Source organism: Pseudomonas sp. xss_2 (assembly GCF_043104195.1).
GTDB classification, from domain to species: domain Bacteria; phylum Pseudomonadota; class Gammaproteobacteria; order Pseudomonadales; family Pseudomonadaceae; genus Aquipseudomonas; species Aquipseudomonas urmiensis.
Window position 1 is genome coordinate 41,478 of record NZ_JBICKL010000035.1, and the last position, 11,856, is coordinate 53,333.

At 62.0% G+C, this 11,856-nt stretch carries 9 protein-coding genes; 6 read left to right on the forward strand and 3 right to left on the reverse strand.

Translation table 11 applies throughout. The annotated features are described in order from the left end of the window. Nucleotides 1-35: 35 nt before the first annotated feature. Nucleotides 36-380, reverse strand: a complete 345-nt coding sequence (locus ACF8K2_RS05245) for a YggL family protein (RefSeq protein ID WP_186556289.1) — start codon at nt 378-380, stop codon at nt 36-38. 185 nt (nt 381-565) lie between these two features. Between ACF8K2_RS05245 and dacB the strand changes: the two genes are divergently transcribed. The 5 genes from dacB to guaD all read left to right on the forward strand — a co-directional run bounded on the left by dacB (nt 566) and on the right by guaD (nt 8,475). Further along, nucleotides 566-2,029 (forward strand): D-alanyl-D-alanine carboxypeptidase/D-alanyl-D-alanine-endopeptidase, encoded by a 1,464-nt coding sequence (gene dacB / locus ACF8K2_RS05250; protein WP_186556288.1) that lies wholly within the window; start codon nt 566-568, stop codon nt 2,027-2,029. Between the two features lie 374 nt (nt 2,030-2,403). Next, the gene (xdhA, locus tag ACF8K2_RS05255) at nt 2,404-3,858 is read left to right on the forward strand and encodes a xanthine dehydrogenase small subunit (RefSeq protein WP_392463765.1); all 1,455 of its coding nucleotides are present in this window, start codon (nt 2,404-2,406) and stop codon (nt 3,856-3,858) included. Further along, nucleotides 3,851-6,250, forward strand: a complete 2,400-nt coding sequence (xdhB, locus tag ACF8K2_RS05260) for a xanthine dehydrogenase molybdopterin binding subunit (protein WP_392463766.1) — start codon at nt 3,851-3,853, stop codon at nt 6,248-6,250. Before xdhA ends, xdhB begins: the two co-directional genes overlap by 8 nt. Nucleotides 6,251-6,314: 64 nt before the next feature. Then, on the forward strand, nt 6,315-7,160 hold the full coding sequence (gene xdhC, locus ACF8K2_RS05265; RefSeq protein ID WP_392463768.1) for a xanthine dehydrogenase accessory protein XdhC: 846 nt from the start codon (nt 6,315-6,317) through the stop codon (nt 7,158-7,160). A 10-nt stretch (nt 7,161-7,170) separates the two neighbouring features. Then, complete coding sequence (gene guaD, locus ACF8K2_RS05270; RefSeq protein ID WP_312153587.1) at nt 7,171-8,475, forward strand: guanine deaminase; 1,305 nt, start codon at nt 7,171-7,173, stop codon at nt 8,473-8,475. Here the strand turns inward: guaD and aqpZ are convergent. Beyond that, nucleotides 8,472-9,170 carry an aquaporin Z gene (aqpZ, locus tag ACF8K2_RS05275; RefSeq protein WP_186556283.1) on the reverse strand — a complete coding sequence of 233 codons (699 nt, stop codon included), beginning with the start codon at nt 9,168-9,170 and terminating at the stop codon, nt 8,472-8,474. The two genes, guaD and aqpZ, sit on opposite strands and share 4 nt — an antisense overlap. A 148-nt stretch (nt 9,171-9,318) precedes the next feature. Then, nucleotides 9,319-10,077 carry a GntR family transcriptional regulator gene (locus ACF8K2_RS05280; RefSeq protein ID WP_186556282.1) on the reverse strand — a complete coding sequence of 253 codons (759 nt, stop codon included), beginning with the start codon at nt 10,075-10,077 and terminating at the stop codon, nt 9,319-9,321. A 354-nt stretch (nt 10,078-10,431) separates the two neighbouring features. Here ACF8K2_RS05280 and ACF8K2_RS05285 point away from each other — a divergent pair, with 354 nt between their 5' ends. Next, a complete protein-coding gene (locus ACF8K2_RS05285; RefSeq protein ID WP_186556281.1) occupies nt 10,432-11,781 on the forward strand; it encodes an NCS2 family permease in 1,350 nt (449 codons plus the stop codon). Nucleotides 11,782-11,856: the final 75 nt, after the last annotated feature.

The following is an 11,856-nucleotide window of genomic DNA, read 5'->3' on the forward strand; positions in this document are numbered from 1 at the left end:
GAGCGGTGTGCTTGAAGCACCCGCTCAGGCGTGGATCAGGAAGCCGAGTTGATCGGCTTTTCCGGATACCAGGCATCCAGCAGCGGGCTGACTTCGATCTTGGTCAGCTCGTTACGGCCTTTGAGCCAGGCTTCAACAGCAGCGCGCTGCTCTTCGCTGACCGAGCCACGGTTAGCCAGGCAAACCAGGCCGAAATCATCACCGCCTACGTAGTCCAGGCCGTTGGCATCCATTGCTTCTGCAAGGAATGCGTCGAGGAAGGCATCGATGGCTTCGTCGGACAGGTCTTCCTTGAAAGCAAGGTTCAGCTCGAAGCCCAGCTCCTGGAATTCATCCACGCAGAGTTTCTTGCGCAGACGACGGGAACGGTTGGTAGCCATGAAACAATCCTCTTGAGTAATTACCGGCGGCACTTTACCAGTTTCCGCGGCCAAGCGGCGCATTTGTGTCGAACGGGGCCCATGTTCGGTGCGCTTGGGGCATAATGCGCACTATATTTCGATCTGGGGCCATCATCTTTTACAGCCCCGTTATCTTTCCCCTCGCCCGCAGGGTTCCAGTTCTTATGATCAAAGCGCTCCGCCCACTGTTTCTCGCCGGCCTCATGCTGCCCTTGGCCATGCCCAGCCAGGCTGCCGCCGTCAACACCACCCTGCCACCGAAGGTGCAGCAGGCTCTCAAGACCAACAAACTGCAAGATTCGGCCCTGTCGTTGGTGATGCTGCCTCTGGACGGCCCTGGCACAGCAACGGTGTTCAACGCCGATGTGTCGGTCAACCCGGCTTCGACCATGAAGCTGGTGACCACCTACGCAGCCCTTGAGCTGCTTGGCCCCACCTTCCAGTGGAAAACCGAGTTCTATACCGATGGCACCCTGAGCAACGGCGTGCTCAACGGCAACCTGTACCTCAAGGGCGGCGGTGATCCCAAGCTGAACATGGAAAAGCTTTGGCTGCTGATGCGCGATCTGCGTGCCAACGGCGTGCGCACGGTCACGGGTGATTTGGTGCTCGATCGCAGCCACTTCGTCCAGCCCAACCTGCCGCACTTCGACGATGACGGCGGCGACATGAACAAGCCGTTCCTGGTCAAGCCGGACTCGCTGCTGGTTAACCTCAAAGCGTTGCGCTTCGTTGCCCGTAACGATGGCGGCAAAGTGCTGGTGGCGGTCGAGCCACCCATCGCCACGATCCGCATCGACAATCAGGTCAAGGCCGTAGCCTCCAAGCAATGCACCGGCGAGGTGCGCTACAACCCGCAGGTTCAACCTGATGGAGTCAGTGTCGTGGTCAGCGGCCAGTTAGGTGAAGGCTGCAACTCGCAGACCTACCTGGCGCTGCTCGACCATCCGGCCTACGCCGCCGGGGCCGTACGGGCAATCTGGAACGAGCTTGGTGGCAGCATTCAGGGCCGTGACCGCATCGAGAACGTGCCCAAGAGCGCACGCCTGCTGGCCCGGGCGTTCTCGCCGGACCTGGTAGAAGTGATTCGCGACATCAACAAATACAGCAACAACACCATGGCCCAGCAGCTGTTCCTCAGCCTGGGTGCACAATTCCGCACCGATGCCGACGGCGATGATGCGCGTGCTGCCCAGCGCGTGGTGCGTCAGTGGATGGCGAAAAAGGGCATCACCGCGCCGCACCTGGTGATGGAAAACGGCTCCGGCTTGTCTCGCGCTGAACGCGTTAGCACCCGCGAGATGGCGCAGTTGCTGCAAGCGGCCTGGAAGAGCCCCTACTCTGCCGAGTTCATCAGTTCCATGCCGCTGGTAGGCATGGATGGCACCATGCGCAAGCGGCTCAAGCGTACCGCCTTGACCGGTGAGGGCCACATCAAGACCGGGACGCTCAACACAGTGCGGGCGATCGCCGGGTTTAGCCGGGACAGCAACGGCCATACCTGGGCGGTGGCGGCGATCTTGAATGATCCCAAGCCTTGGGGGGCATCCCAGGTGCTCGATCAGGTGTTGCTCGAGCTTTACCGGCAGCCAAAGTTGAACAACGGTACAGCCGCGTCAGGGCTGTGATCATGGCTGGACTGTAGCCCTCGCCACACATTCGCTGCCAGGCAACGGGAAGCTCTTTGCGATTTGCCTGGCGGTGCATGATCACCAGCTCCGCCCTTAGTGGAGCTGGCCCCCAGGCAAACGCGCAACGCCTGCCTGGGAGCAAAGCCTGCAAACTACAAGCAAGCTGGCTGCAAACGCCAAATACCTGCGCAACTCGTCACTCCACCCCCAATAAATCCGGCGCGATCTATGCTTACGTTAAGGCAGTGTTCGCGGCCCAGACTCATCACAGGTAATTTCTTGACCTTTGAGTCAGAAAATTATTGACCAAGGGGTCAAGGGTTGCTTAGAGTCCGCCCGAACAACAATAAAACCATTGCGAGGCCTTCCCCGTGATCCAGTTTCTCGTCAACCAGGAGCTGCGTAATGAGCACGCCCTGGACCCGAACATGACGGTGCTGCAATACCTGCGTGAGCACCTAGGCAAACCCGGAACCAAGGAAGGCTGCGCCAGTGGCGACTGCGGCGCCTGCACCGTGGTCGTGGGCGAGCTCACCCAGGACGACCAAGGTCACGAGACCCTGCGCTACCGCAGCCTCAACTCGTGCCTGACCTTCGTCTCGTCGTTGCACGGCAAGCAACTGATCAGCGTCGAGGGCCTCAAGCATCAAGGCGAGCTGCACAGCGTGCAGCGGGCAATGGCTGACTGCCATGGTTCGCAATGCGGCTTCTGCACCCCGGGCTTTGTCATGTCGCTGTTCGCCCTGCAGAAAAACAGCCAAGGCCATGACCTGCACCAAGCCCAGGAAGCCCTCGCCGGCAACTTGTGCCGCTGCACCGGCTACCGGCCGATTCTCGCCGCTGCCCAGCAGAGCTGCGCCATGCCCTGCCGCGATCAGTTCGATGCCCAGCAGGCGCAAACCATCGCTCGCCTTAAAGCCATCGCCCCGAGCGAAACCGGCGAACTAAACAGCGGCGACAAACGCTGCCTGGTACCGCTTACCGTGGCCGACCTGGCCGACCTGTACAGCTCGCACCCAGAAGCCCGCCTGCTCGCAGGCGGCACCGACCTGGCGCTGGAAGTCACCCAGTTCCACCGCACCTTGCCGGTGATGATCTACGTCGGTGGCGTCGCCGAACTCAAGCGCATCGACAAGAGCGCCACGCACCTGGAAATCGGTGCGGCCACCCCTCTGACCGACTGCTATGGCGCGCTGAGCGAGGAATACCCAGATTTCGGCGCCCTGCTGCACCGATTCGCCTCCCTGCAGATCCGCAACCAGGGCACCCTGGGTGGCAACATCGGCAACGCCTCGCCGATTGGCGACTCACCGCCCCTGCTGATCGCCCTGGATGCCCAGGTGGTACTGCGCCAGGGTCAACGTCAGCGCACCCTGGCCCTGGAAGACTACTTCATCGACTACCGCATCACCGCCCGCCAGGACAGCGAGTTCATCGAGAAGATCATCGTACCGCGCGCCAGCAATGACTGGACCTTCCGCGCCTACAAAGTCTCCAAGCGTCTGGACGACGATATCTCGGCGGTGTGCGCAGCGTTCAACCTGAGCATCGAGAATGGCGTGGTCAGCGGCGTGCGCATCGCCTTCGGCGGCATGGCGGCGATCCCCAAACGCGCCCACGCCTGTGAAGCGGCACTGCGCGGCAAGCCTTGGAACCAGGCCACCCTGGAGCGCGCCTGCCAGGCGCTGGCTGAAGACTTCAGCCCGCTCACGGACTTCCGTGCGAGCAAAGAGTACCGCCTGCTCACCGCGCAGAACCTGCTGCGCAAGTACTTCATCGAACTGCAATCGCCGCACATCGAAACCCGGGTGACCGCCTATGTCTAACCATCACGCCGTCAAGAGCCAGGCCGAGATGGCCGAACTGTTCCGCCAGGACCTGAGCACCGGGGTCGGCCGCAGCGTCAAGCACGACAGCGCCGACAAACATGTGTCCGGCGAGGCGATCTACATCGATGACCGCCTGGAATTCCCCAACCAGCTGCACGTCTATGCGCGCACCTCGGACCGCGCCCACGCGCGCATCTTGCGCATCGACACCACGCCCTGCTATGCCTTCGAAGGTGTGCGCATCGTCATCACCCACGAAGACATTCCGGGCCTGAAGGACATCGGCCCGGTCGTCGCCGGCGACCCACTGCTGGCGATCGACAAGGTCGAGTTCTTCGGCCAGCCCGTGCTCGCCGTCGCTGCCCGCGACCTGGAAACCGCACGCCAGGCGGCCATGGCCGCAATCGTCGAGTACGAAGACCTGGAGCCGGTGCTCGATGTGGTCCAAGCGCTGCGTAAAAAACACTTCGTGCTCGACAGCCACACCCACCAGCGCGGTGACTCGGCAGCAGCACTGGCCAGCGCCCCGCACCGCTTGCAGGGCACGCTGCACATCGGCGGCCAGGAGCACTTCTACCTGGAGACGCAGATCTCCTCGGTGATGCCCACCGAAGATGGCGGCATGATCGTCTACTGCTCCACGCAGAACCCCACCGAAGTGCAGAAGCTGGTCGCCGAAGTACTCGACGTACCGATGAACAAGATCGTCCTCGACATGCGCCGCATGGGTGGCGGTTTCGGCGGCAAGGAAACCCAAGCGGCCAGCCCCGCCTGCCTGTGCGCGGTGATCGCGCGCCTGACCGGCCAGCCGACCAAGATGCGCCTGCCCCGCGTCGAAGACATGACCATGACCGGCAAGCGTCACCCGTTCTACGTCGAATATGACGTGGGCTTCGATGACGACGGCCGCCTGCATGGCATCCAGTTCGACCTGGCCGGCAACTGTGGCTACTCACCTGACCTGTCTGGCTCGATCGTCGACCGCGCCATGTTCCACTCCGACAACGCCTATTACCTGGGCGATGCCACCGTGCATGGCCATCGCTGCAAGACCAACACCGCCTCCAATACCGCCTACCGCGGCTTCGGCGGCCCGCAAGGGATGGTCGCCATCGAGCAGGTGATGGACCACATCGCCCGTCAGCTGGGCCGTGACCCGCTGGCGGTGCGCAAGGCCAACTACTACGGCAAGACCGAGCGCAACGTCACCCACTACTACCAGACCGTCGAGCACAACATGCTCGAGGAGATGACCGCAGAGCTCGAGGCCAGCAGCGATTACGCCGAGCGCCGCGAGTCGATCCGTCGCTTCAACGAGCACAGCCCAATCCTGAAAAAGGGCCTGGCGCTAACGCCGGTGAAGTTCGGTATTTCCTTTACCGCCACCTTCCTCAACCAGGCCGGTGCGCTGATCCACATCTATACCGACGGCAGCATTCACCTCAACCACGGCGGCACCGAGATGGGCCAGGGTTTGAACACCAAGGTCGCGCAGGTGGTGGCGCAGGTATTCCAGGTCGATTTCGATCGCATCCAGATCACCGCAACCAACACCGACAAGGTGCCCAACACCTCGCCAACCGCCGCCTCCAGTGGCGCCGACCTGAACGGCAAGGCCGCTCAGAACGCCGCCGAAATCCTCAAGGCACGGTTGACTGAGTTTGCTGCACGGCACTGGAAGGTCACCGAGGAAGACGTCGAGTTTCGCAATGGCCATGTGCGCATTCGCGAAGAGATCGTAAGTTTCGAGCAGTTGGTGCAGCAGGCGTACTTTGCCCAGGTATCGCTGTCGAGCACCGGCTTCTACCGCACCCCGAAGATCTACTACGACCGCACTCAGGCGCGTGGTCGGCCGTTCTACTACTTCGCCTTTGGGGCGGCCTGCGTCGAAGTGATCGTCGATACGTTGACCGGCGAGTACAAGATGCTGCGTGCCGACATCCTGCACGACGTCGGTGACTCGCTGAACCCGGCCATCGACATCGGCCAGGTGGAAGGCGGCTTTATCCAGGGTATGGGCTGGTTGACCACCGAAGAGCTGGTGTGGAACGCCAAAGGCAAGCTGATGACCAACGGCCCGGCCAGCTACAAGATTCCCGCCGTCGCCGACATGCCGTTGGACCTGCGGGTGAAACTGGTGGAAAACCGCAAGAATCCGGAGGACACCGTGTTCCATTCCAAGGCCGTTGGCGAGCCGCCGTTCATGCTCGGCATCGCTGCCTGGTGCGCGATCAAGGATGCGGTGGCGAGCATTGCCGGCTACCAGGTGCAGCCGAACATCGACGCCCCGGCAACCCCCGAGCGGGTACTGTGGGGCTGCGAGCAGATGCGCCAGGCGTTGGCCGCAGCGCAACCTGCAGAAGTTGAAGTGGAAACCGTAACGCACTAACGCCGCGGCTCTCTGTTGGAGCGGGCATGTCCGCTCCAACAGGGATCGAGAGAGGATCTGCATCATGCATCAATGGATCAACGCCCTCGCCGACCTGCAAGCTCGCGGCGAAGCCTGCGTCCTGGTGACCATCATCGAAGAGCGCGGCTCGACCCCGCGCAACGCCGGCTCGAAAATGGTCGTCAGCGCCAGCCAGATGTTCGACACCATCGGCGGCGGCCACCTGGAATACAAAGCCCTGCACATCGCCCGGCAGATGCTCGAGGAACAACGCAGCACCCCACACCTGGAGCGCTTCAGCCTCGGGGCCAGCCTCGGCCAATGCTGCGGCGGCGCCACTGTGCTGCTGTTCGAACCAATGGCCGCAGTACAGGCACAGATCGCCGTGTTCGGCGCGGGCCATGTCGGTCGCGCTCTGGTACCCTTGCTCGCCGCCCTACCCTGCCGAGTGCGCTGGATCGATTCGCGCGTGCAGGAATTCCCCGATCTGATCCCAGCCGGGGTGAGCAAGATCATCAGCGAGGAGCCGGTCGACGAAGTCGCCGAACTGCCAGCAGGCAGTTACTGCATCGTCATGACCCACAACCACCAGCTCGACCTGGAGCTGGCTGCGGCCATCCTCAAGCGCAACGATTTCACCTGGTTCGGTCTGATCGGCTCGAAGACCAAGCGCGTCAAGTTCGAGCACCGCCTGCGTGAACGCGGTTACGACGACGCCCTGCTGGCACGGATGCGTTGCCCGATGGGCCTGGCCGAGGTCAAGGGCAAGCTGCCGATCGAGATCGCCGTGTCCATCGCCGCGGAAATCATTGTCACCTACAACGCCTGCTTTGGCCAGCACGACGCTGGCGTGAACGCCGGCCCCATTGCCCAACTGCTGCCGCCCTCTCGGCGCAGCCAAGCCATTTGACGAGCGTGATATGACTGCAACCCGTAAAGCCTACCGATCGGCCATCCTGCACAGCATCGCTGACCCAGCCGAGGTCGGCCTGGAGGCCTCCCATGCCTATTACGAAGACGGCCTGCTGGTAGTCGACGACGGCCGCATCAGTGCCTTGGGGCATGCCAGCGAGCTGCTGCCGACGCTGGATGCCGACATCGAAGTGGTGCACTACCAGGATGCCCTGATCACCCCAGGCTTCATCGACACCCATATCCACTTCCCGCAAACCGGCATGATCGGCTCCTATGGCGAGCAACTGCTGGACTGGTTGAACACCTACACCTTCCCGTGCGAGAAGCAGTTCGCCGACAAGGCCCATGCCGACAACGTCGCGAAGATCTTCCTCCAGGAACTGCTGCGCAATGGCACCACCACCGCCCTGGTGTTCGGCAGCGTGCACCCCGAGTCGGTCAACGCCCTGTTCGAAGAAGCCCAACGCCTGGACCTGCGCCTGATCGCCGGCAAGGTGATGATGGACCGCAACGCACCGGACTACCTCACCGACACCGCCGAATCTTCCTACAGCGAAAGCAAGGCACTGATCGAGCGCTGGCACGGCAAGGGCCGCCTGCACTACGCAGTTACTCCTCGCTTCGCCCCGACCAGCACCCCAGAGCAACTGGCCCTGGCCGGACAACTGCTCAAGGAGCATCCGGGCGTGTACATGCACACCCACCTGTCGGAGAACCTCAAGGAAATCGACTGGGTCAAGGCGCTGTTCCCTGAACGCACAGGCTATCTGGACGTCTACGACCACTTCGAGCTGCTCGGCGAGCGCTCGGTGTTCGCCCACGGCGTGCACCTGTGCGATGAAGAATGCCAGCGCCTGGCCGAGACCGGGTCGGCGATCGCCTTCTGCCCGACCTCCAACCTGTTCCTGGGCAGCGGCCTGTTCAACCTGCCGCAAGCGGAGAAGTTCAAGGTCAACGTCGGCCTGGGCACCGACGTGGGAGCCGGCACCAGCTTCTCGCTGCTCAATACCCTCAACGAGGCGTACAAAGTCATGCAGTTGCAGGGCGCTCGCCTGCACCCGTACAAGTCGCTGTACCTGGCCACTCTCGGCGGCGCCCGCGCGCTGCGCCTGGACGACCGCATCGGCAGCTTGGAGCCTGGCAACGACGCCGACTTCGTGGTGCTCGACTACAAAGCCACGCCGCTGCTGGACTACCGCATTCAGCAGTCCAACAGCATCGAGGAGACTCTGTTCGTCCTCACCACCCTGGGCGACGACCGTACCGTGCGTGAAACCTTCGCGGCCGGGCGCTGCGTGCACCAGCGCTAAGGTTCGCGCGCCAGCCCTCGATACAGCGCGCCGCCGATCACAGCCCCGATCAGCGGCGCCACCCAGAACAGCCACAACTGCTGCAACGCCCAGCCTCCCACGAACAACGCCGGCCCGGTGCTACGCGCCGGGTTCACCGAAGTGTTGGTGACCGGGATGGAGATCAAGTGGATAAGGGTCAGGGCCAGGCCAATGGCAATTGGCGCAAAGCCCGCCGGCGCACGAGCATCGGTGGCGCCCATGATGATCACCAGGAACATCGCCGTCATCACCACTTCACTGGTGAACCCCGCCAGCAGCGAATAGCCGCCGGGGGAGTGCTCGGCATAGCCGTTCGAGGCAAGTCCCGACGACAACTCGAAGCCGGCCTTGCCACTGGCAATGAAGTAAATCACCGCAGCGGCCAGGATTGCCCCGACCACCTGGGCGACGACGTAGGGCAACAGCTCTTTGGCAGGAAACCGGCCACCGACCACCAGCCCTAGCGAAACCGCAGGGTTGAGATGACAACCAGAGATATGGCCGATGGCGAAGGCCATGGTCAGGACGGTGAGACCGAACGCGAACGCGACACCCAGAACGCCGATGCCGATGGGAGAGCTGGCCGCCAGCACCGCGCTGCCACATCCCCCCAGGACCAACCAGAATGTGCCGACCAGCTCGGCACCCATGCGCACACCCAGGGACGTAGTCATGGACCTTTCCTCAAGTAGTTGGACGCAACGGTTGCGCAAGCCCAACTGCTTGATGAAGGTTTGCAGGAGTGAAATCTAGCAGAGCTTTGGCTAATGGCCAGTAACGACTGGGGCCGCTTTACGGCCCCATTATCATCCAGGCAAACGATCAACCTTTGGCAGAAGCCTTGGGCTTTTTCTGCAGCAAGTGCGAGAACACTGCATGCAGGTCGTCCGAGGCGCTCTCCTCGTCCAGGTTCAGCTTGCTGTCGATGTGGTCCATGTGATGCATCATCAGGCTCACCGCCTGCTGCGCATCGCGCGCTTCGATGGCGTCGATCAGTTGCATGTGCTCATCGTACGAGCAATGCGAGCGGTTGCCGCTTTCGTACTGGGCGATGATCAACGAGGTCTGCGATACCAGGCTGCGCTGGAAACTTACCAGCGGTGCATTACCGGCAGCCTCGGCCAGCTTGAGGTGGAATTCACCGGACAGGCGAATACCCGCGCCACGGTCGCCACGCGAGAAGCTGTCGCGCTCTTCGCGAACCATCTGGCGCAGTTCGTTGAGTTGCTCAAGCGTTGCATGCTGCACCGCCAGCTCAGTGATCGCACGTTCGACCATACGCCGGGAGAAAAACACCTGGCGGGCTTCTTCAACCGTTGGGCTGGCGACAACCGCACCACGATTGGGCCGCAGCAGCACCACGCTTTCATGGGCCAGACGCGACAGAGCGCGACGGATGATGGTGCGGCTGACACCGAAGATCTCGCCCAGCGCTTCCTCGCTCAACTTGGTGCCCGGCGCCAGCCGCTGCTCGAGGATCGCCTCGAAAATATGCGCGTAGACGATGTCATCCTGGGTACCACTGCGGCCGGCCTTGCCATTGCGCACAGGTTTCTTGAGAGGTTGCAGCTGTTCGTTCATGGGCACTCGAGCACGGGAATCCGCCAGTCGGACCTTGACTGTAATACCTGTCAGAGGGTGGATGGCAAGCCCTGGTTGGAAAATAAAGGATAAAGGTATGGGCCTATTGTACACAGGCTGACCCGTTTCTGCAGGTGGCCTTTCGGCATATAGCCATCAGACGTCAGATTGTTCGTACAAAAGATAAAACATTATTTGCATTCTTTGTACACAAAAGGATAATCCAGCGAGCAACTTCTTGACCCCAAAGTCAACAAACGGTCGGATGTCTGCCAATCCCCCTCGCGGAGTCACCAAGTGCATAGCGCAGGTCACTGGCTCCGAACAACAAGAAAGACTTGAGGAGTACTCGCTGTGGAAAGCCGCAAATCCGAAGCCCCTACGCTGGATCTCGCCCCACCGCTCGAAACGAGTTGGCTGGAGCGGATTTTCAAACTCAAGCGACACGGCACCACGGTCAAGACCGAAATGATCGCCGGGGTGACCACCTTCATCACCATGGCCTACATCATCTTCGTCAACCCCAACATCATGGCTGACGCCGGCATCGACCACGGGGCAGCGTTCGTCGCCACCTGCATCGCCGCCGCCCTCGGTTGCCTGCTGATGGGGCTGTACGCCAACTGGCCGGTTGGCCTGGCACCGGGCATGGGCCTGAATGCCTTCTTCACCTATACCGTGGTCGGAACCATGGGGTACACCTGGGAGGCAGCGCTGGGTGCGGTGTTCGTCTCTGGGGTGCTGTTCATGTTCCTGACCTTGTCACGGGTGCGTGAGTGGCTGCTCAACAGCATCCCAGTGAGCTTGCGTCATGCGATGGGTGCCGGCGTCGGATTGTTTCTCGGACTGATCGGCTTGAAGACTGCAGGCATCGTTGTCGATAGCCCTGCCACCCTGATCAAGCTGGGCTCGCTGCATGAGCCGGGGCCACTGCTGGCGGCGGTGTGCTTCCTGATGATTGCCGTGCTCAGCTACCACCGGGTGTTCGGCGCGATCCTGATCGCCATCATCACCGTTACCCTGGCAGGCTGGGGTCTGGGCCTGGTGCAGTATGGCGGGGTGTTCTCGCTGCCGCCGAGCCTGGCGCCGACCTGGATGGCCATGGATGTGGCGGGTGTGTTCAACGTCAGCATGATCAGCGTGGTCCTGGCGTTCTTGTTCGTGCATATGTTCGACACGGCGGGGACCTTGATGGGCGTTGCCCAGCGGGCCAACCTGGTAGCGGCGGATGGCAAGATCGAGAACCTGTCGCGGGCGCTGAAGGCAGACAGTGCGTCGAGCGTCTTTGGTGCTGCGGTGGGCGTGCCACCGGTGACCAGCTATGTGGAGAGTGCTGCGGGCGTGGCAGCGGGTGGGCGCACCGGGCTGACCGCCGTGGTGGTCGGGCTGCTGTTTGTCGCGGCGATGTTCTTTGCCCCGCTGGCGGGGATGATTCCTGCTTATGCCACCGCGGGGGCGCTGATCTATGTGGCGATGCTGATGATGGGAAGCATGGCGCACATTCACTGGGATGAGGCGACTGACAGCATTCCGGCAATTGTCACGGTGATCATGATGCCGTTGACGTTTTCGGTGGCCGATGGGATTGCCTTGGGGTTCATCAGCTATGTGGTGCTCAAGGCGGGGACTGGGAAGTACAAGGAGATCTCGGCTAGCCTTTGGGTGCTTTGTGCGATCTTTATTGCCAAGTTTGTGTTTCTTTGAGGTGGGCTTGGGCTTGGGCTTCTAGAGATTTGAGCTTATCCATTTGAGGGGGCGGCGCTACTGGCCCCTTCCGCC

Coding starts and splice junctions, on each gene's coding strand:
- ACF8K2_RS05245 (WP_186556289.1), bottom strand. CDS start 380: ATGGCTACCAACCGTTCCCGTCGTCTGCGCAAGAAACTCTGCGTGGAT.
- dacB (WP_186556288.1), top strand. CDS start 566: ATGATCAAAGCGCTCCGCCCACTGTTTCTCGCCGGCCTCATGCTGCCC.
- xdhB (WP_392463766.1), top strand. CDS start 3,851: ATGTCTAACCATCACGCCGTCAAGAGCCAGGCCGAGATGGCCGAACTG.
- xdhC (WP_392463768.1), top strand. CDS start 6,315: ATGCATCAATGGATCAACGCCCTCGCCGACCTGCAAGCTCGCGGCGAA.
- guaD (WP_312153587.1), top strand. CDS start 7,171: ATGACTGCAACCCGTAAAGCCTACCGATCGGCCATCCTGCACAGCATC.
- aqpZ (WP_186556283.1), bottom strand. CDS start 9,170: ATGACTACGTCCCTGGGTGTGCGCATGGGTGCCGAGCTGGTCGGCACA.
- ACF8K2_RS05280 (WP_186556282.1), bottom strand. CDS start 10,077: ATGAACGAACAGCTGCAACCTCTCAAGAAACCTGTGCGCAATGGCAAG.